This window comes from Hydrogenophaga sp. L76 (assembly GCF_057654755.1).
In genome coordinates this window covers 2089191-2108948 of the sequence record NZ_CM172807.1, presented here as the reverse complement: position 1 = coordinate 2108948, position 19758 = coordinate 2089191, and the positions used below count along the sequence as shown (strand labels likewise).

General features: G+C 63.0%; 21 protein-coding genes and 2 pseudogenes. 16 read left to right on the top strand and 7 right to left on the bottom strand.

What is annotated here, in order from left to right; genetic code table 11:
* The first annotated feature begins 20 nt into the window (after positions 1–20).
* The 10 genes and pseudogenes from AC23D4_RS10065 (at position 21) to AC23D4_RS10020 (ending at position 8853) form a co-directional block, all read left to right on the top strand.
* A complete protein-coding gene (locus AC23D4_RS10065) occupies positions 21–965 on the top strand; it encodes a branched-chain amino acid ABC transporter permease (protein WP_472889495.1) in 945 nt (314 codons plus the stop codon).
* Positions 966–1161: 196 nt separating this feature from the next.
* Complete coding sequence (gene hyi, locus AC23D4_RS10060; RefSeq protein WP_472889494.1) at positions 1162–1959, top strand: hydroxypyruvate isomerase; 798 nt, start codon at positions 1162–1164, stop codon at positions 1957–1959.
* 54 nt (positions 1960–2013) lie between these two features.
* A complete protein-coding gene (locus tag AC23D4_RS10055) occupies positions 2014–2166 on the top strand; it encodes an NAD(P)-binding domain-containing protein (protein WP_472889493.1) in 153 nt (50 codons plus the stop codon).
* A 63-nt stretch (positions 2167–2229) separates the two neighbouring features.
* The gene (locus AC23D4_RS10050) at positions 2230–3558 is read left to right on the top strand and encodes a glycerate kinase type-2 family protein (protein WP_472889492.1); all 1329 of its coding nucleotides are present in this window, start codon (positions 2230–2232) and stop codon (positions 3556–3558) included.
* Positions 3559–3720: 162 nt separating this feature from the next.
* Entirely contained in the window at positions 3721–4413 is a 693-nt protein-coding gene (locus AC23D4_RS10045; protein ID WP_472889491.1) for a DUF3348 family protein, read from the top strand.
* Positions 4414–4423: 10 nt separating this feature from the next.
* Complete coding sequence (locus AC23D4_RS10040; protein ID WP_472889490.1) at positions 4424–6889, top strand: DUF802 domain-containing protein; 2466 nt, start codon at positions 4424–4426, stop codon at positions 6887–6889.
* Positions 6890–6900: 11 nt separating this feature from the next.
* Positions 6901–7572, top strand: coding sequence for an OmpA family protein (locus tag AC23D4_RS10035; protein WP_472889489.1), 672 nt, complete (start codon positions 6901–6903; stop codon positions 7570–7572).
* Positions 7470–7952, top strand: a pseudogene (locus AC23D4_RS10030) (DUF2894 domain-containing protein); the annotation flags it as partial. The gene AC23D4_RS10035 and the pseudogene AC23D4_RS10030, both read left to right, overlap by 103 nt.
* A 160-nt stretch (positions 7953–8112) precedes the next feature.
* Positions 8113–8472, top strand: a pseudogene (locus AC23D4_RS10025) (DUF1428 domain-containing protein); the annotation flags it as partial.
* 48 nt (positions 8473–8520) lie between these two features.
* Entirely contained in the window at positions 8521–8853 is a 333-nt protein-coding gene (locus tag AC23D4_RS10020) for a DUF1428 domain-containing protein (RefSeq protein ID WP_487623739.1), read from the top strand.
* Positions 8854–8908: 55 nt separating this feature from the next.
* Here AC23D4_RS10020 and AC23D4_RS10015 read toward each other — a convergent pair whose 3' ends face one another.
* A complete protein-coding gene (locus AC23D4_RS10015; protein ID WP_472889488.1) occupies positions 8909–9367 on the bottom strand; it encodes a hemerythrin domain-containing protein in 459 nt (152 codons plus the stop codon).
* Between the two features lie 364 nt (positions 9368–9731).
* On the opposite strand from AC23D4_RS10015, the gene AC23D4_RS10010 reads away from it, so the two are divergent.
* The 4 genes from AC23D4_RS10010 to AC23D4_RS09995 all read left to right on the top strand — a co-directional run bounded on the left by AC23D4_RS10010 (position 9732) and on the right by AC23D4_RS09995 (position 12318).
* The gene (locus tag AC23D4_RS10010; RefSeq protein ID WP_472889487.1) at positions 9732–10157 is read left to right on the top strand and encodes a DUF1330 domain-containing protein; all 426 of its coding nucleotides are present in this window, start codon (positions 9732–9734) and stop codon (positions 10155–10157) included.
* A gap of 392 nt (positions 10158–10549) precedes the next feature.
* Entirely contained in the window at positions 10550–11314 is a 765-nt protein-coding gene (locus tag AC23D4_RS10005) for a dCTP deaminase domain-containing protein (protein ID WP_472889486.1), read from the top strand.
* 4 nt (positions 11315–11318) lie between these two features.
* Positions 11319–11675: a hypothetical protein gene (locus AC23D4_RS10000; RefSeq protein ID WP_472889485.1), complete on the top strand. Its 357-nt coding sequence runs from the start codon at positions 11319–11321 to the stop codon at positions 11673–11675.
* Entirely contained in the window at positions 11653–12318 is a 666-nt protein-coding gene (locus tag AC23D4_RS09995) for an oxidoreductase (protein WP_472889484.1), read from the top strand. The genes AC23D4_RS10000 and AC23D4_RS09995 overlap by 23 nt, the downstream gene beginning before the upstream one ends.
* Positions 12319–12358: 40 nt before the next feature.
* Here AC23D4_RS09995 and AC23D4_RS09990 read toward each other — a convergent pair.
* The 6 genes from AC23D4_RS09990 to AC23D4_RS09965 form a co-directional block, all read right to left on the bottom strand.
* A protein-coding gene (locus tag AC23D4_RS09990; protein WP_472887725.1) for an IS3 family transposase occupies positions 12359–13446 on the bottom strand; the annotation gives its coding sequence in 2 pieces (ribosomal slippage) (positions 12359–13194 and positions 13194–13446; 1089 coding nt in all).
* A gap of 511 nt (positions 13447–13957) precedes the next feature.
* A complete protein-coding gene (locus tag AC23D4_RS09985) occupies positions 13958–14473 on the bottom strand; it encodes a hypothetical protein (protein ID WP_472890436.1) in 516 nt (171 codons plus the stop codon).
* A gap of 131 nt (positions 14474–14604) precedes the next feature.
* Entirely contained in the window at positions 14605–15123 is a 519-nt protein-coding gene (locus tag AC23D4_RS09980) for a hypothetical protein (RefSeq protein ID WP_472890435.1), read from the bottom strand.
* A gap of 143 nt (positions 15124–15266) precedes the next feature.
* Positions 15267–15890 (bottom strand): hypothetical protein, encoded by a 624-nt coding sequence (locus tag AC23D4_RS09975; protein ID WP_472890434.1) that lies wholly within the window; start codon positions 15888–15890, stop codon positions 15267–15269.
* A 272-nt stretch (positions 15891–16162) separates the two neighbouring features.
* The gene (locus AC23D4_RS09970) at positions 16163–16828 is read right to left on the bottom strand and encodes a glutathione S-transferase (RefSeq protein ID WP_472890433.1); all 666 of its coding nucleotides are present in this window, start codon (positions 16826–16828) and stop codon (positions 16163–16165) included.
* A gap of 56 nt (positions 16829–16884) precedes the next feature.
* On the bottom strand, positions 16885–17721 hold the full coding sequence (locus tag AC23D4_RS09965; RefSeq protein ID WP_472890432.1) for a phosphodiesterase: 837 nt from the start codon (positions 17719–17721) through the stop codon (positions 16885–16887).
* A gap of 112 nt (positions 17722–17833) precedes the next feature.
* Between AC23D4_RS09965 and AC23D4_RS09960 the strand changes: the two genes are divergently transcribed.
* Together AC23D4_RS09960 and AC23D4_RS09955 are read left to right on the top strand one after the other, a co-directional pair.
* A complete protein-coding gene (locus AC23D4_RS09960; RefSeq protein ID WP_472890431.1) occupies positions 17834–18619 on the top strand; it encodes a DeoR/GlpR family DNA-binding transcription regulator in 786 nt (261 codons plus the stop codon).
* Positions 18616–19704 (top strand): ABC transporter ATP-binding protein, encoded by a 1089-nt coding sequence (locus AC23D4_RS09955; RefSeq protein ID WP_472890430.1) that lies wholly within the window; start codon positions 18616–18618, stop codon positions 19702–19704. Before AC23D4_RS09960 ends, AC23D4_RS09955 begins: the two co-directional genes overlap by 4 nt.
* Positions 19705–19758: the final 54 nt, after the last annotated feature.

Sequence of the window (19758 nt, the reverse complement as noted above, 5' to 3'; positions counted from 1 at the left end):
CTGTTCGCCCAGCCACACATATGAAAAAACTGTCCAACTCCACCCGCCTGACCTACGCCGTCCTGCTGGCGCTGGCCGTGGTCGCCCCCCTGGTGGGCCTGTACCCCGTGTTCCTGATGAAGCTGCTGTGCTTCGCGCTGTTCGCCTGTGCGTTCAATCTGCTGCTCGGCTTCACCGGACTGCTGTCCTTCGGACACGCGGCTTTCTTCGGTTCTGCGGCCTACATTTCGGGTCACATGATCAAGACCTATGCGCTGACACCCGAGTGGGGCTTGCTGGCCGGCACGGTGGGCGCCGGGCTGATTGGTCTCGTGGTGGGCCTGGTTGCGATCCGCCGCCAGGGCATCTACTTCGCCATGATCACCCTGGCCATCGCGCAGATGGTCTACTTTCTCTGTCTGCAGTTGCCCCAGACCGGTGGCGAGGATGGCTTGCAAAGCGTGCCGCGCGGAGAACTGTTTGGTCTGATCTCGCTGGCTTCGGACACCAGCATGTACTACCTGGTTCTCGCGATTTTTGTCGCCTGCTTCCTGGGCATATCCCGCATCGTCCACTCGCCCTTCGGACAGGTGCTCAAGATGATCCGCGAGAACGAACCGCGTGCCATCTCCCTCGGTTACCAGACCGATCGGTACAAGCTGGTGGCGTTCGTGCTGTCAGCCGCCCTGGCTGGCCTGGCGGGTTCACTCAAGACGCTGGTGATGGGCTTTGCAACCCTGTCCGACGCGCACTGGAGCATGTCGGGAGAGGTCATCCTCATGACCCTTCTGGGCGGGGTGGGCACCCTGTTCGGTCCCGTGCTCGGCGCGGGCATCGTGATCGCCCTGCAGAACTTGCTGGCTGACAAGGTGGGTTCCTGGGTCACCGTGATCATCGGCGTGATCTTCGTCGTCTGTGTGCTCGCGTTCCGCAAAGGCATTGTCGGGGAGCTGCACGCCACGCTGGTGCGCCGATTGAGGGCCTAGACATCTTGCTCGCCGCCGAAGGGCAGGCGCCCGGGATGTCGCAGGCGGGCAGGGTGAACCCGTCGAACACGGTCACCGGCTGCCACGCTGCAGCTGCGCCAGGCACGGTTCATGGCGCACCATTACAGTGTGCCGGTGGTCGTGGAGGTGATCCTGGAAAAGATGACCAACATCGATGAACTGAAAAAACACCAACATGCCCCGCTTTGCCGCCAACCTCTCCATGCTCTGGAGCGAGCTGCCCTTCCTCGACCGCTTTGAAGCCGCCGCCAAGGCTGGCTTCAAGGCGGTGGAGTTCCTGTTCCCCTACGACCACCCGGCCGAAGCCATTGCCCGGTTGCTGAAGGCCAACGGGCTGGAACTCGTGCTGCACAACCTGCCGCCCGGCGACTGGGCCGCGGGCGAGCGCGGCATGGCCTGCATTCCGGGCCGTGAGGGTGAGTTCCGCGCCGGTGTGGCGAAGGCGGCTGAATACGCGCCGGTGATCGGCGTGCAGCGCTGGCATTGCATGGCCGGGCTGAAGCCGGTGGGCGTGAGCGAGGCGCAGGCCCGCGCCACCTGGGTGGGCAATGTGCGTTTTGCGGCGGCCGAGGCGAAGAAGCTGGGCCTGCCGCTGCTGATCGAACCCATCAACAGCTTCGACATGCCGGGCTACTTCGTCAACCGCCCGCGCCAGGCCATCGAGATGATGGACGAAGTCGGCGCCGACAACGTTTTTCTGCAGTACGACATCTACCACGCGCAGCGCATGGAAGGCGAGCTGTGCAACACCATCCGCGACCTGCTGCCGCGCATCGCCCACATGCAGCTGGCCGACACGCCCGGCCGCCACGAACCCGGCACCGGCGAGATCCACCACCGCAACCTGTTCGACCACATCGACGCGCTGGGCTACAGCGGCTGGATCGGCTGCGAATACAAGCCGAAGGACGCGACGCCCGGCGGTACCGACCGCGGTCTTGGCTGGATCGCTGCGCATGGACAGCAGCTGTAAACACAACAACCAGGAGACAGGCACACGATCCAGAGCGGATTCCGGGTCGGCTCCATGGTCCTCGGCATCATGGGCACGCCCATGGCGCTGAACCTCAGCCAGGCCGGGCACCCGCTGTTCGTCAGCCGCCGCAGCAAGATCCCGGCGGCACTGGCGGAGCAGGGCGGGCATGACCCCTCTCCCGCGTGTGGGAAGGGGCTGGGGTGAGGGTCAGCGCCTACGTAACAACACGGCAGCCAGGCGCCGGTCATTTCCTTACACTTCCTGCCCATGACCGACGCCACCCCCACCGTCCCCAGCCTGGCCAACCCCCGTGCCCTGCTGCGCCACCTGTACGACGTGGCGGTGCAGCGCGCCCTGCCGCTGCACAACACCGCAGCCCACCTGCCCCAGCCACCCCAGGGCCGCACCCTCGTGCTCGGCGCCGGCAAGGCCGGTGGCGCGATGGCGCAGGCGGTCGAAGCGCTGTGGCCGGCCGACGCCCCGCTGTCGGGCCTGGTCGTCACGCGCTACCACCACATCCCCCCGCGCCCCGAGGGTCTGCCGCAGCGCATTGAGGTCGTCGAAGCCTCGCACCCCGTTCCCGACGCCGCCGGCCTGGAAGCCGCGCAGCGCATCCTGCAGCTGACCGAGGGCCTGACCGCTGACGACCTCGTGCTCTGCCTCATCTCGGGCGGCGGCTCGGCCCTGCTCACACTGCCCTGCGAAGGCCTCACGCTCGAAGACAAGCAGCGCATCAACCGCCAGCTGCTGGAGAGCGGCGCGCACATTGGCGAGATGAACACCGTGCGCAAGCACCTCTCGGCCATCAAGGGCGGGCGCCTCGCGGCGGCCTGCGCGCCGGCGCGCGTGGTCACGCTCACCATCAGCGACGTGCCCGGTGACGACGTGAGCGTGATCGCCAGCGGTCCCACCGTGGCCGACGCGTCCACCTGCGCCGAAGCACTGGACATCCTGCGCCGCTACGCCATCGAGGTGCCTGAAGCCGTCAGGCAGCAGTTGGAGAGCGGCGCACTGGAAACGCCCAAGCCCGGCGACGCCGCGCTCGCCGGTATCGCAACGCACCTGATCGCCACCCCCCAGCAAAGCCTGGACGCTGCCGCCGAGGCCGCCCGCGCGCTGGGCCTGAACGTGGTGGTGCTCAGCGACGAGATCGAAGGCGAGTCGCGCGAGGTCGGCAAGGTGCACGCTGCGCTCGCGCGCTCCACGGCGCTCGGTCGCAGCAGCTTCGCCAAACCCTGCGTCATCCTCAGCGGTGGCGAAACCACCGTCACGGTGCGCCCGCGCGCCGAAGGCCAGAAGAAAGGCCGCGGCGGCCGTGCTGGCGAGTTCTGCCTGGGTCTGGCCCAGGCGCTGGGCGGGCAGGGCGGTGTGTGGGCGCTCGCGGCCGACACCGACGGCATCGACGGCGTGGAAGACAACGCCGGCGCGCTGGTCACGCCCGACACCCTGGCCCGCGCCGCCGCGCTGGGCCTGAAGGTCACCGATCACCTGGCCCGCAACGACGCCTACGGCTATTTCGAACCGCTGGGCGATCTGGTCATCACCGGCCCCACGCACACCAATGTGAACGATTTCCGGGCCGTGCTGGTGGTGTGAACCCGGCCCGGACCGGCGGTTACAAACCCGCCGGCGGGATGGTTTCTAATTACGGCCTGCCGCCCGGCCCATCGGCCGGTCCGGCGCCAGCCCCCCGTTCGGGCCGGCAAATCCCCTGTTTTCCTCCACGCTCAGGCGCCCTGCGAGGCGCTGCGGACCGTTTTGCGCAGTTCTTTCTTCCACACCCAACCCACCGCCCTGGTGCGTCAGCTGGCGGGCTTTCTGCCCGCGGGGGCGGTTGCGCCCGGCGACGCGGCGCGGCAGGACGTGGCCGAGCGCCTGGGGCAGTGGCTCAACGTGGCCGACGCCATCAGCCTGAGTTCGGCGCACGCGGCCATCGCCGCCGCCGGGCGGCAGGCCGCCCGCACCCCCGGCCACCAGGCCACCAGCGCCGCAACGCTGCAGGCCGAGCTGGAGCGCGTGCGCGCCGTGCTCAGCCAGTCCATCACCACGCGCGACACGCGCCACCAGCCCGACCCGGACGACCTCGACACCGAGTTCGCCTTCTGCCTGCAGCGCTACCAGGACCAGCAACGCCGTCTGGAAATGAGCGTGGACGCGCTGCGAGAACACGTGCGCCAGACGCTCGCCAAAGGCCCGCCGCGCCTGGCCCAGCTCGCTGCGCTCGACGCGGTGCTGGGCGAGATGCTGGGCGGGCGCGAGCAGCGCCTGTTGAACAACGTGCCTGCTTTTTTGAAGCTGCGGTTCACCGAACTGCGCCGCCAGCCGCTGACCGCCGAAAACAACTGGCTGGCCACCTTCAACACCGAGCTGGAGCAGACCCTGCTTGCCGAACTCGACCACCGTCTGCAGCCAGTCGCCGGAATGATCGAATCCATTTCCCATGAGCCCTGAAGCCACCCCCATGAACCGTTCCACCAACGCTCCCCTGCTCATCGGTGCCTTCCTGCTCGGCCTCTTCGCCATCGCCTGGGTGGGCTTCGGCTTCATCGGCACCAGCAGCTGGCTCGCCCTGGGCATGACGGTGGCCATCGCCGTCGCCTACCTGGTGGGCGCATTTGAAATCCGCCGCTTCCGCAGCGCCAGCCACGGCCTGGCCCAGGCGCTCGCCCACATCTCGCAGCCGCTGGGCAACCTTGCTGACTGGCTCGCCCGCGTGCCAGCGCCGCTGCAGAACGCTGTTCGCCAGCGCGTCGAGAGCGGGCGCGGCGCACTGCCCGGCCTGTCGCTCACGCCCTACCTCATCGGTCTGCTGGTGATGCTCGGCATGCTCGGCACCTTCCTCGGCATGGTGGTCACCTTCAAGGGCGCCGTGTTCGCGCTCGAAGGCTCGGCCGATCTGGGTGCCATCCGTGGCGCGCTCGCCGCGCCCATCAAGGGCCTGGGCATTTCCTTCGGCACCTCGGTCGCCGGTGTGGCCAGCTCGGCCATGCTGGGCCTCATGTCGGCCATCGCCCGCCGCGAGCGTTTGGACGTGGCCCGCGCGCTGGAGCAGCAGACCGCCGGCGCTCTGCGCCCCTTCACCGCCGCCTTCATCGCGGCAGAAAACCGCGACCACACTTTCACCGCCCTGCAGCGCCAGGCCGATGCGCTGCCCCAGGTCGTCACGCAGCTGCAGGCGCTGATGGAGCAGGTGGAGCGCCGCCACCAGCAGCTGGACGAACAGCTCAGCGCGCGGCAAGACCAGTTCCATCGCGAAGCCGCTGCCGCGTACACCGGCCTCGGCCAGTCGGTGGCGCAGACGCTCAATCACAGCCTGTCGTCGAGCGCCCGCGTGGCCAGCGACAGCATCAAGCCCGTGGTGGAAAACGCCATGGCCGCCATCGCACAAGAGTCGACCCGCCTGCACGAGCGCGTGAGCGCGGCGGTGCAGACGCAGCTGACCGGCTTGTCCACCCAGTTCGCCGCCACCACCGGCACCGTGGCCGAAGGCTGGGCCACCGCGCTGCAGAACCACGCGCGCACCAGCGAGCAACTGGTGAGCGGCCTGGGCAACGCCTTGGACCAGTTCAACACCAGCTTCGAAGCCCGCGCTGCCCAGCTGCTGGCCAACGTGCAGCAGGCCACGGCGCAGCAGCACAGCGAGCAGGCCCAGGCCGAAGCGCTCAAACAGGCTGCGTGGACCACCGCGCTGCAAGGCATGGCCAGCGGCCTGCAAGCTGAATGGCAGCAGGTGGGCGCGGCCAACCTTGCGCAGCAACAGGCTGTGTGCCAGACGCTGGAGCACACCGCCAGCGCCATCCAGCACAGCGCCAGCGAGCAGGCCACGCGCAGCATGGAAAGCGTGGCCCGCCTGCTGGCACAGAGCGAAGCGCTGGTGCTGGCCCGCACCGAGTCGGAAGCGCAATGGACGCAACAACACGGCCAGCGCATGGATCAACTGGCCGCCCTCTGGCGCAGCGAACTCGCCGCCTTGCGCAGCGAAGAAAGCACGCACTTGCAGACCCTGCGCAGCGAAGAAGCCGCGCGCGGCCAGGCCGCCGCCGAACGCGCCACCGCGCTGCACGCCGAGCTGACCCAGCAACTGCAAACCCTGCGCGCAGAAGAAGCCGCGCGCCAGCAAGCCACCGCCGAGCAAGCCGCTGCGCTGCACACCGCCATCGGCACCCAGCTGCAAGCGCTGCGCGCAGAAGAAGCCAGCCACCTGCAGACCCTGCGCAGCGAAGAAGCCGCACGCGGCCAGGCCGCGGTGCAGCGCCTGGGCGAGCTGCAGGCCGCCGTCACCGAACACCTCGCCACGCTCGGCACCTCGCTCGAAGCGCCCATGTCGCGCCTGCTTGAAACGGCGTCCGAGGCGCCCAAGGCCGCGGCCGAAGTCATTGGCCAGTTGCGGCAGGAGATGAGCCGCCTCACCGAGCGCGACAACCTGGCTTTGCAGGAACGCACCGAGCTGGTGACGCACATCAGCAGCCTGCTGCAGAACGTGCAGCAGACCACCGGCGAGCAGCGCGCCGCCATCGAATCGCTGGTCGCTTCGGCCACCACCGTGCTCAACCAGACCGGCGCGCAGTTCGCGCAGACCCTGGGCGCGCAGGCGGGCAGGGCCGACGAGCAGACCGCACAACTCGCCACCAGCACCGCCGAACTCGCCGCGCTGGGCCAGGCCTTCCAGCAAGGCGTGGAGCTGTTCAGCAGCACGAATGAAAAACTCGTCGACGGCCTGCAACGCGTCGAAGGCGCCATCGGCCAGTCCATGGCGCGCAGCGACGAACAGCTCGCCTACTACGTGGCGCAGGCGCGCGAGGTGATCGACCTCAGCATCAGCGCACAGCAAGGCATCGTGGAAGACATGCGCCAGCTGCGCGCCAGCAAGCCTGCCGCCGCCAAAGCCGCCGCGCCCGCTGCACCTTCCGCTCAGGGAACCGTGTGATGAGCAGCAGCATGGACGACACCGCCATCGACGACGGCCTCGGCGAAACCGCGCCCGTCTGGGCCGTGTTTGGCGACCTCATGTCCGGCGTGGTCGGCGCGTTCGTGCTCATCCTCATCGGCGTGCTGCTGGTGCAGATGGACCTGGTGAGCAGCCTGCAGTCCGAGATCGCCAAACGCCAGCAGGAAGAAGCCCGCCGCATGGCGCTGGAAAAAGCGCTCGCCATTCCGCTGCAGAGCGGCCGCGTCACGCTCGACAACGGTCGCATCGGCATCAGCGGCAGCGTGCTGTTCGACTTCAACTCCGACCAGCTGCGCCCCGAAGGCCAGCAGCTGCTCAAGAGCCTGGTGCCGCCGCTGGAGGTGTACCTCGGCGAGCGCGACGAGATGCTCATGGTGAGCGGTTTCACCGACGACAAGCCCATCATCCAGGGCCCCCACCAGCGCTTCGAAGACAACCTGGAACTCTCGGCCCAGCGCGCGCTCACCGTGACGCGAACGCTCGTCAAGGAAGGCATGCCGCGCCAGCGCGTGTTCAGCGCCGCCTTCGGCGCCGAACAGCCCGTGGCCAGCAACGCCGACGAAAAGGGCAGAGCGCTCAACCGCCGCGTGGAAATGGCCCCCGTGCCCCGCGCCGCGCCCACGCCGAGCACGGCGGCGCCAGCGGCCACCGCCAAGCCATGAACACCAAGCGCTCTCCCCTGGCGGCCCTCAACGCCCACATAGCCCAAGCCAGCCAGGCCGCAGCAGGCGGACAAAAATCAAACGGCGACCAGTGGCCCGAACTGCGCAGTGCCCAGCGTTTCCGCGAAACCTGGGAACGCCTCGGCGCCGAAGACGCCGTGGTGAAGGCCACGCACCGCGCGCCTGAAAACGCCGGCCCGCTCAACTCCCACATGCTCGTGCTGCGCACGCTCGGCCTCATGCGCGAGCTCTCGCCGCACTACCTGCGGCGCTTCCTCTCCCACACCGAATCCCTGCTCTGGCTGGAGCAGGCGCAGGGGCAGCTCAAAGCGCCGGCGGGCAAGGGCAAGGCGGTGAAGGCGGCTCGACAGAAGAAGTGAAGTCGTCGGCCATGGCGGCGGGGAAAGCCCATGTGGCTGGTGCAAGAAAAAGTGGGGGCGTATCGTGACAAACCCCCGCGCGCGCTCATCGCCGAGTTCTCCGACCCCGACCGGTGGGCGACCGATGGGCCCCGCCGTGCAACACCACAGGAGAACCCCCATGTCTTACATCGACGGTTTCGTGATCGCGGTCCCGACCGGGAAACAGCAGCAGTTCATTGCCCACGCCAACACGGTTGACAGCGCCTTCATCGATCACGGCGCGACGCGGGTGGTCGAGTGCTGGGGGGCCGATGTGCCCAAGGGCCAGACCACCGACTTCCAGGGCGCGGTGGCGGCGCAGGACGACGAGACGGTGGCGTTCTCGTGGATCGAGTGGCCCGACAAGGCCACGCGCGACGGTGTGATGGGCCGGATGGCCGAACTGGCCAAGACCGACGAGCGCTGCGACCCGGCGAAGAACCCGATGCCGTTCGACGGCAAGCGGATGATCTACGGCGGCTTCGAGCCGATCGTCGAACAAGGCGAGGCGGCCGCCGACAGCTACGTCCAGGGCTTCGTCATCCCGGTGCCGACGGGCCGGCGCGAGGACTACCGGCAGGTGGCCGAAGAGGCGTGGGTGTTGTTCAAGGAATACGGTGCGCTGCGCGTGGTCGAAGCCTGGGGCGACGATGTGCCCGATGGCAAGCTCACCGACTTTCGCCGCGCCGTGAAGGCCGAGCCGGGCGAGAACATCGTGTTCTCTTTCATGGAATGGCCGTCGCGCGAAGTCTGCGACGCCGCGCACGACAAGATGGTGAAGGACGAGCGCATGAAGCCGCCCGAGGGCATGGACTGGCCGTTCGACGCCCAGCGGATGATCTATGCCGGGTTCACCCCGGTCGTGACGCTGGAGAAGTGACATGAGCAACCCCAAGGGCGACTTCATACGGTATCGCCCCGTCCCCGCCTTTTCATCATGGGTTCGACAGTACTTTCTTCATGCGCTTGAGATCTCGCCCGTATTTGCCCGCCAGTGAGATCTTTTGCTTGTCTGTCAGGATCTTTCCAGCCTGCTGAAAAAAGCCGCGTTCCTCCTCCTTCAGGTGGTGGCGAACTGTCTGGCTGAGCTCGACCGCCTTTTTTTGCCATGCGGCCGTGGATTTGTCGTTGACCGACATGTCTTCCAGAATCTCCTCGATCTCGTGATGCTCCGACAAGGCATGCCGCGAAGGCGTCAAACCGTTGTCGTCCATCAGGATGGGACAGTAAAGGTAGCGCTCCTCAGCGGCTGCGTGGGCCTCCAGTTCAATCTTGAGCTCCATGAATGTCGCCTCCTTTGCTGCCGTGCCCGACCTGGAACGGACCAGTCGGGTGCAAAGCTGGCGCTGGATGTCGTGGCTTTCGCGAAGGGCTTCAAAAATCGTGGTCGGCATAAGGGTCTCCTGGTTCAAGGGTTGCACCGTCCTGCTTTCTGATGGACCTTGCCACGCGGCCATTGTTGAGCGCTGCGTGCCGTCCAAGATCTGTCATCCACCAGGACGCTTTGGTGAACGGCTAGGGGTCGGCTCCACCAGTATGCGCGCGTGGGGTGCTGCACAGGCTGGAGGGCGAGGGGCGGAGCACAGGGTATGTGTTGGTCAGATCGGAAGTGCCGCTGCCGTGAATGTTCAAGATCGGCCATCTGCCGTCGTTCACGGCCGGCCGCTGAACGGCAGGCCAACAACATCGCAGCAATCCTGCCCGCGCCGACAATGCGTTTTGCGCATGCACCGCGCGGCATCAAAAAGGGCCAACCCCATGACCTTCCGTCCCGCCAATTTCGATCCGTCCATCGATCCCACGGCCGATCAGGTGCGCGCATTGCGTGATGCCGGCCCCGACGGCCCGGTGGTGATGCTCAATCTTTTGAAGTTCCGCGAGCAAGCGAACTACCCCGCAGGGTCTCCCCACGCGCCCTGTTCGGGTGCCGAGGCCTATCGCAGGTACCAGACGGCATTCGTGGAAAGCGTGGGCGACGTGAGCCGTGCCGAGGTGGTGTGGGAAGGGAAGATCGACAGACCCTTCATCGGCGATGCCAGCCAGGACTGGGACAAGTGCCTGCTTGTCCGCTACCCCAGTCGCCAGCACTTCCTCGCGATGATGGCCAACGCCGCGTACCGCGAGGCGCTGGTCCATCGCTACGCGGGCCTCGAGCGCACCATCCTCTTGCAGATGCAGGGCTGACGACTCGGCCTGCGAGCAAGGAGGCGTGGTACGGCCTGAGCCTCGCGGCTGTACAGGTTTTCCCTGTGGACGCGATCTGCCGCCTGAGTGCGTGATGATCGGTCTACCAAGTGCGCGGCGATCGGAGGGCAGTGCCTTGGTGCTGCGGCCTGCAAGCCGGCCGGCAAACGTTGCCGTCGTGGCAACTGGAGCATACAAGGCTGAGCACAGTCGGCCATGAGCAGCCAGTCACCAGTGACCTCCTTGAGCGTGGTACACATGGGCCTGAACGCTGTACATAAAACGACCATTGGGCGAGAAAAACGGCGTCGAGCGCTTGACCAGCAAGCTGCCGCCAACGCGTCGAACGGCCAACAGGGCAGAATGAAACTACATTAAAACGAGAAGATCCGATGACGACATTATCTGACGTCGAAATAGAGACCCGCATGGCAAAGGGCGAGCTCGTGCGAAACGGGTCCACTCGACAACTGGGGCCCGCTTGCTACGAGCTTCGCATGGGCACCGTGTACTACGACTTGACGGAGGGGGACAGGCGAATAGACGTTCCGGCGAACGGCACCGTCCTTATCAAGCCTGGTCACCGTGTCGTCCTCATTAGTTTGGAGGAGTTGGTTATTCCAAATGATGTGATCGCGCGCGTAACCAGCAAGGGGTCACTTTTCAGCATCGGACTAAGTCCGGTCAGCACGTACGCTGACCCTGGTTTTTCAGGAAATATTGGCATAGTCACGCAAAACTTGAGCGAGAAATTCATCGAATTGCCGGTAGGGGAGCCCATCTCGAAAGTCGACTTCTCGATGCTTTCCAGCAGTGCTAGAAAGCCTTACTGCGGGCAGCATGGTTTTCAGACACAAATCTGGCCAATTCGGCACCAGCTTCAAAAGACCTATGAGGAACTCAAGAACGATCCGCGGGTGGACAGCGAGGAAGTAGAGGCATACAAGATACTTCCAAGGGCTACCGTCAGCGTACTGCGAAAGATACAGCGAAGACAGCGCCGTATCGACTGGGCGATTCTTGGCGCCGTATTCCTAAATGCCCTGGTCCTTGCTGCAGTGACTAATAATTGGTTAGAAATAGCGGTCGCGATATGGACCAACCTGATTTCAACCGCACTCGTCGCAGGCTTTGTTTGGTTTCGTGACAAGGAGTAAGGCGATGGACTTGAAAAAAATAGCAGAGATGCAAATAAAAATGGATGAGTTGCACGGATTTCCTGTGCAGTTCCCGACAACGCAAGAGAAATACCAGCAACTCACTAAGGACCTCGTCGGACTGTTCGGAGAGATCGGCGAGTTCTCGAACATTGTCAAGAAGGTTAATATCAAACTCGATCGACCTGACGAATATCCACTCGAATTGCCGGAGGCCGAGAATCTCTTAAAGGAAGAATTGGTCGATAGCTTTATATACATCATTCGCATTGGTGCCATCTTGGGCATTGACCTCCAGGCCGAAACCTTGGACAAGATGCGCCGAAACGAGTCACGCTATGCGAAGTTGCGTCGAAAGTAGGAAGTACTTCTTCCTTGCGGTGAACACCGGATTCGCTATTGGAGGGGAGCCAGACTCAAGATGTCGTGATTTTTATCGTAGCCGCAGCGGCAACGGCCTTCACTGTGCAATTGTGGGAAACGTAGTTACACCACAAGGAATCGGAAGCAACGACGTTTGCGCTGAAATCTCCGACTCTGTGTCATGGCGAGAGCTCGCTCAAACCATTTCAGAACAAGGTGCGTTAGCAGGCGTTCAGCTCAGCTCAGCGTGGCAGGGCTACATCGGAATGAAGCAATTTGTCCCCCGCGCGGGAGAGGACCCACTGAACGAGTACAGGATGCTCGGAGCTTCCATTTCGGAAGCGCGTGCGAGAGCAGCATTCGATGAGCTGTTTCGCGGTACAGAACTCGCAATCAAAGCTGGCTTCCGACACGTTCAACTCCACGCTGCTCACGGTTACTTGTTCAACGTTCTGGTGGATCGTCGCCTGTCTTCGCACGCCGACTTCGCGTTTAGGTCAATCCGCCGTTGGGCGGAAGAGTTGGCATCAAGCCATATTGAGACATCGGTTCGCTTTTCAATGTGGGCCGGTCATCCAGTACTAGATCAAGATCGTGCCGCACAGTTCGCGGATGAGATCGCTGCCCTGCCAGTCAACTAGGTAATCCCCCCAATTTCCACAGTCCGCAGAAGTAGAACGGTTATGCAGCCATGGCCAGATGCTGCTTTGGGGTGAATCCGCCCAGGGCCATGTTCGGGCGGTCGTGATTGTAGGACCACATCCATTGCGTGGCGAAGTCCTGAACCTCTTCAAGGCTTGACCAGTGATACTGGGATAACCATTCGTATCGCACCGTCCGGTTGAACCGCTCAACGTAGGCGTTTTGCTGCGGCTTACCAGGCTGGATGTATTCGATCTGGATGCCCCATTCACTGGCCCAGTTCTGAATGGTGCCGCTGATGTTCTCCGGCCCGTTGTCGCAACGAATCACCAGCGGCTTGCCTCGCCAGGCAATGATCTGCTTCAGCGCCCGGATCACCCGCTCACTGGGCAGCGAGAAGTCCACCTCAATGCCAAGCGCCTCACGGTTGAAGTCGTCGATCACGTTGAACAAGCGCAGATTCCTGCCGTCCTCCAGCCTGTCGTGCATGAAGTCCATGGACCAGACCTGATTGATAGCCTGCGGCACGGCCAATGGTTGCGGCTTCTCCCGCATCAGCCGCTTGCGTGGCTTGATGCGCAGGTTGAGCTCCAGCTCGCGGTAAATGCGGTAGACCCGTTTGTGGTTCCAGCCAAAATTCTTCACGTTGCGCAGGTACAGGTAGCACAGGCCGAATCCCCAGTTGCGGTGGTTGTCCGTCAGGCGCATCAGCCAGTTGGCAATCTCCTCGTTCTCGGCGTTTTGTTTGCACTCGTAGCGGTAGCAGGATTCACTGATCGAGAACACCGCACAGGCGACTCGTATGGCGACGGCACGCTGCTGCACGACTTCCTTGGCCATCTCGCGCCGACGAGATGGCCGTGTTACTTTTTTGCGAGGTACTCGTTGGCGATTTCAGCCTTGAGCTTCTCCTCCAGATACATCTTCCTGAGGCGCCGGTTCTCGTCTTCAAGCTCCTTCATGCGGGCCATCATGGAGGTGTCCATACCGCCGAACTTGGCACGCCACTTGTAAAAAGTAGCGGTACTGATCCCCACCTCCCGGCAGATCTCTGGCACCGCCAGACCGGCCTCAACTCGCTTCAAGGCAGCCATGATCTGGCTGTCGGTAAATCTCGACTTCTTCACGTAGAACTTCCTTCTTGGAAAATTCTACTTCTGGGAACTTTGGTTTTTCGGGGGGATTACCTGACGACGTGAATGTTGCTTATGGGTCGGTACCGCCAGTCCAGGTGAAGGGGAAGCGGTCGGTGGTGCGGCGCCAACCTGGTCGCGAAAGCCCTATGACCGCAGTTCCTCATGCTGCCGCCATTCGGGCCAGCGCCGGTCGCCATACCGAACAGCCGCTTCGTGGCAGTCAGCGTGAGTACGCTTGGCAGAACCCACCGGCCGCTGTCGCTGCAAAGCCACATTTGGAACTCGTGGATCGCTTCAGGCTGTTTGCAGCCGGCCAGATTTTTAGGGGCCGGTCACTGCCACCGCCGGAACCTGCCATTCCGTGTTTGCCAGGCGACCGACCGTTGCACCTCCAACAGCGGCCACTCAACAGCACCAGTAAAAAAATGACTCCCGGGTGGCCTTTTCTCGGTCGGGTGAGGATTAGAACTTGAAGCCGACATCGTCGATAAGTCCCTGCAAATTACTCCTCGATAGGCCAGCAAATGTCGTAGTCGCCAGATTGGCGTTCAGCCTTGGCCTTCACCTTCTCGGCTTGCGACATCAGGGCGCACTTGTATCGTGGGTCCATCCCGGTCACCTTGTGGACCCCGTTCTCTGCTCTGGTCACAAACCATGCTGTCATGGGCGCTCCAAGCAGATTCTTCGCCAAGACTCCTACTGCTACTTGATCATCAACCGTTTTAGTCTCTACAACCTGAACGGGTGTCTTGATGCAGTTGTCCATTGCCATGCAGTTCCCAAGCCATTGAAGGCCAGAAACGATGTTATTGCCGAATCTATGCTCAGAGCCTAGTGTGCTGCGGATCGCCTCAAGATTATTTGCTTTGTAGGCCGTGATCAGCGCGTTAATGGCTTCTTCAGGTGTTTTTGCTTCTGCGAAAGGCGCGGCTTGTTGCTGGGTTGCCTTTTCCGAGCAGGCGGCGGTGAGAAGAACAAGTGCACCAGAAATTAGCGCTTTCGCGATACGAGAGGTCATTTTTCCTACCTATGATTATTCGTAAGCTCCCGTCAAAGGCCAAGGACAGGTTCCAGCAGCCCTACGGGAAACCCGGTGTCTGACAAGAGCGGTAAGTGCTCAATCCGTGAGGGTGTCGCTAGAGGGCTGAACTATGCCACAACCATCTTGCCCGCTGCGAGCGAGGCCCTCAAGTCAATGGCAGCTTCCTTTGATCCAACTTTGTATGTGTACGACAGAGACTTTCCTCTCGCAATGTCGATGAGGTCAATTAGAGATTCCGTTGCCCTCAGAGCTTCAGCCGGAATTTCTTGAGGCTCATAGCTGCTAAGTATGCCTTCCTTCATGTGAGCGATCTGCTGGTGTCGAATCTTCACGACTGGCTCAGAAAGTAGAAGAAATCTATCGACAGCAACTTTTACTTTGACGCGCGATACCGGGAACGAGCCTCTCTTTAAGAGCATATACACAGATCTTACGTCCCTCCGTTTATCAGCGAGACGAGCTATGCGGATCACTAACATTTCCAGTAATGCATTGAGGGCTACAAGCTGATTCGCCAGTTCAAATCTTGTCACGCTATTCGGAAGGCGTTCCACCAATCGCTGATATGTGTAAATGGACGTCAGAATGTGCCAAGCCTCAACCTCAATTTCATCAAGTATCGTCATGAATCCATCATCGTAGCATAATGAATGCATTCTGTAGCATCTACAGGGTAAACTGGAGAGTGCAAAGTATTCTAGCCATCCTTGTATTAAAGTTGAGCTTCAAAAGCTATCGTTTCAAATTGGAAATTGCGACGATTTCTGCTTTATTTTTCAGTTTCACTTCTTGCTTCCTCCATGGAGTCGTACTCTTTGTAATATCCGGATGGATGAGAAACAACTACCTTGCCATTGCCTCGAAGTGAGAAATCAAGGACCATGCCACGACCGATTTTACCTTTCTCAACTTCATGCTCGAATTGCATTTTTGGCTTATTTGAAAGTGTCTCGACATCGTGCGCAGCAGCTAGCGCATCATCTATTGTATTAAATCCTTGGTCGGAGAATATGTATTTATTTAGTATTTCGTTTTTGGAAATATTGTATTTTTTTACAAGATAGTCTTGATAGCCGATCAATTGAAGATTGACTGGGCCTGCGTATGATATTTTTTGGCTGATCCCATCGTTCTCCTTTTGAGGCGTATTAGGCAGCTCGCTTCTGCATGCAGGGCAAATTTTTGCAGCTTCAGGAATGATCGAAGAGCACTGAGGGCACTTCTTCATGCCTGGTGTATTCTCGTCTGGCTTTATTAACAAAGAGTGAATCAAAGCTATTAGAAAAAATGCTAAACCATAAAAATACCAAGGTGCAAAACTTCTTCCTTTGTTGCTCGCAATCATTGCGGGGATAATGGCCAGCAGCAAGACTAAAAGTATGAATAGTTCCATGATAAAATGAGGATTTTGTGTACTTCGGGGAATAAGAATGTATTGAATTCTATTAATTCTCATTGGAAACTTTGCGCATTCTAGACCAAGCGCAAGAAGTTTGATGATAATATAGCAGTAGGCTTGAAAATCGAATTCGCGCGAGAGCGAAACCACTCGGCGGGAGCCTTCTAGCCGAGGGACTTCCTGATCTTTGCAACAGGGAGGCGGTTGTGAGACCCCGTTTTCAGATGACTGCAACGGGTCGCAACCGGGCACTCACTCTTCGTGATCTAGGAACGTGGCGCAGGAAACGGCAGCGGCTGCCCGCTGTTCAGCTTGGGCATCGCCGCTTCGAACAGGGGGTGACTTGACCATCGGTCAAGCCACCTCGTCAACGCCAATAGCGGCAGCTCCCCAAACCACGCCGGCTCCACCGCAGCGAACTGCCGCACAAACGGAAAGATGGCGATGTCGGCCGCGCAGGGGGCCTGGCCACCCAACTGGCCGGTGCTTTGCAGCTGCGCGTCCAGTGGCCTCAGCAACACGTCCACCGCCTGTTCGCGGTGATGGACCTTTGAATCAACGCCGTCGAAGCGCTCGGGGTATTTGTACCGGTCCAGCTGGTGTTTGAATCCGCCGTCGCAGACCGCCAGCAGCTCCAGGTTCGCCGCACTTTGCGCGCGCGCCCACCAGCCATCGGCATCGCCGGTTTCCAGGAAGGCCCAGCGCATGATGTCCAGGCTCTGCTCCAGCACCTGGCCATCGGGCAGGCGCAGCACAGGCACCGTGCCTTTGGGGGAGAGGGCCAGCATCTCAGCGGGCTTGTCGCGCAACACGATCTCGAACGCATCAAACGCCACGCCCGCCTGCAACAGGGCCAAACGCGCACGCATGGCGTAGGGGCATCGGCGGTAGGTGTAGAGCAGCGGGGCGGGTGCGGCTTCGAGCGCTTGCAAGTGGTTTCCCCTCATACCATCCAGCGGCTCATTGTCCACGCTGGCGCCCTTGCCGCTCAACGAAACAGCTGCGCTTCACCAAAGTCCCCCACCGGCTGCAGGTGGGTCACCAGCTGCCCGTCCTGCACGGTGTGGACGTAGTAGCCGGGCGGCTCGAAGATGAACGAGGGCGGGCTGTCGGGCGCCAGGCCGAGGGTGATCTGGTGCGCGGTGGACGGCGCGGTCATGGCCACGGTGCCGCCGAAGCGGCGGGTGATGGGGCGGTGCAGGTGGCCGCAGAGGATGCGTTCGACCTGCGGGTGCAGGGCCATCAGCGCCTCCAGTTCGTCAGCCCCTTCGCGCAGGCCCATGCCATCCATGTGGCGGATGCCGGTGGTGAACGGGGGGTGGTGCATGGCCACGACGGTGGGGGTGTCGGGTGCGGCCTCCAGTTGCACTCGCAACCAGCCGAGGCGGGCGGCGCACAGGCTGCCATGGGGCTTGCCGGGCACCACGGTGTCGAGCGCGAGCAGGCGGCGGCTGCCCAGGCTCGCGGCATACAGCGCGAAGCCGGACAACGCGGGTTCGTGCGCTGTGCTGCTCAGGTAGCCGTGGTCCGCAAACGCCTGGCGCAGGTGGGGCACCGCGTCGTGGTTGCCCGGCATCAGCAGCACCGGGCAGGGCAGAGGCGCCAGCAGTTCCCGCAGGTGGGCGTATTCGTCCAGACCGCCGCGCTCCACCAGGTCGCCCGTGATGAGCACGTGGCTGGGCGGGGTCGGCAGGGCACGGACATGCGCCACGGCGCGCGCCAGGAACGCGGCCGTGTCCACCTGGCCCATGAGCAGCCGACCTTTGGCCACGATGTGCGGGTCGGAGAGTTGAACGAAGCATTCGGGCGTGGTGGCGGTGGTCATGAAGGGCACTCCCCTGTGTGGTTCTGGCGTGTTCATCTGAACACAGCGGTTTGACACGTGTGTGTCACGAGCGGCTTACAGAATTTCAAGTATGGAATCTTTAGACGTTCACATGAACACCAAAGAGGGGGATGTCTTTTCACGTGACCAGTCCATCGTGGATCTGGTGAGCGCGAAAGGGCTGGTCGACATTCACGATCTGGCGGAGCAGTTCGGCGTGACGCCGCAGACCATCCGCCGCAGCGTGAACCGCTTGTGCGAACAGGGGCTGCTGCGCCGCGTGCACGGCGGTGTCACGCTGCCCGCGTCGGTTTCCAATTTGCCATGGGACACGCGCCAGGTCCAGCAGCTGGACGCCAAGCGCGCCATCGCCATGAAGGTGGCCGTGCTGATCCCGGACGGCAGTTCGGTGTCCATTGGCCTGGGCACCACGCCCCATCAGGTGGCGCTGGCCTTGCGCGGCCACCAGGACTTGCGCGTGATGACCAACAGCCTGCGCGTGGTGCTGGCCCTGGCCGCTGCGCCGGGCGTTGAAATCCGCGCGGCCGGGGGTGCGCTGCGACTGCCCGACATGGACGTGGTGGGCGAGGCGGCGGCGCAGTTCTTCGGCAACTTCAAGACCGACTTCGCGGTGTTCGGCGTCGGGGGCATCGATGAAGACGGCGCCTTGCTGGACTTCGACCCCGCGGAGGTGACTGCCCGCGAGGCCATGCGCCTGAACTGCCGCAGCGCCGTGCTGGTGGCCGACCTCACCAAATTCGGCCGCGCGGCCGTGGCCCGGGGTGGCTCGCTGGGCGCGATGGACCACCTGGTCACCAACGGGCGCCCGGCCGAGCCGTTCAGCCAGCTGGTGGAGCAGGCGCCGCGCCATCTGCACCTGGCGGAGGGGTTGCTGTGAGCCGGGTGGTGCTGCACAACGTGAGCCGCCGGTTTGGCGCGCACACCGCTGTGGATGGCGTGAACCTGGTGGCCGAACCGGGGGAGTTCGTGGCGCTGCTGGGGCCATCGGGCTGCGGCAAGAGCACCACGCTGCGCCTGCTCGCCGGTCTGGAGCCTTGTGATGGCGGCAGCATCCACATCGGTGGTGTGGACCTCACGCAGGCGCCACCGGCCCAGCGTGGCGTGGCCATGGTGTTCCAGAACTACGCGCTGTTTCCGCACCTCTCGGTGGCTGAGAACATCGTGTTTGGCCTGAGCGTGCGCCGCGTGCCTGCGCCTGAGCGCCAGCGTCGGCTGGCGCGCGCGGCCGAGCTGCTGGGCCTGGGGCCCTACCTGGACCGCAAGCCCTCGCAGCTCTCGGGCGGGCAGCGCCAGCGCGTGGCACTGGGTCGCGCCATCGTGGCCGAAGCGCCGGTGTGCCTGATGGACGAACCGCTCTCCAACCTGGACGCCCAGCTGCGCCAGCAGATGCGCGCCGAGATCCGCGAGCTGCAGCAGCGCCTGGGCATCACCATGCTCTACGTCACCCACGACCAGACCGAAGCCATGACCATGGCCGACAAGGTGGTGCTGATGCGGGCGGGCAAGGTGGAGCAGCAGGGCAGCCCGCAAGAACTGTACGGCCAGCCGCAGACCAGCTTCGTGGCCGGCTTCATCGGCTCGCCGGCCATGAACCTGTTGCCCGCTGCGTTGCTGCAGCCAGGCCACCCGGACATGCTGCTGGGCGTGCGCCCGGAAGACATGGCCATCGCCACCGATGCGCCGCTGTTGCAGGCACGTGTGGTGGCGGTGGAGTACCTGGGCGCCGAGAGCCTGGTGATCTGCGAGGTGGGCCGGGAGGTCAGTCTGGCTGCGGGTCAGCCGGTTGACCCGTCTGGCGCCAGCGGCCCGCACCGGCTGGTGCTGCGCACCGGCGCCCTGCCCAAGCTGCCGCGGCGCGGCGAGGTGATGGGCCTGACCTGGCCTGCCGACGCGGTCCATTGGTTCAGCCCGAGCGATGGCCAGCGCATCACCGGCCCGTCACCCGTGGCACACGGGCCGTAGCTCTTGCTTCATCCCTTCGATTTTTCCCTTGTGGCCACCCGGCCGTTTTCCCCC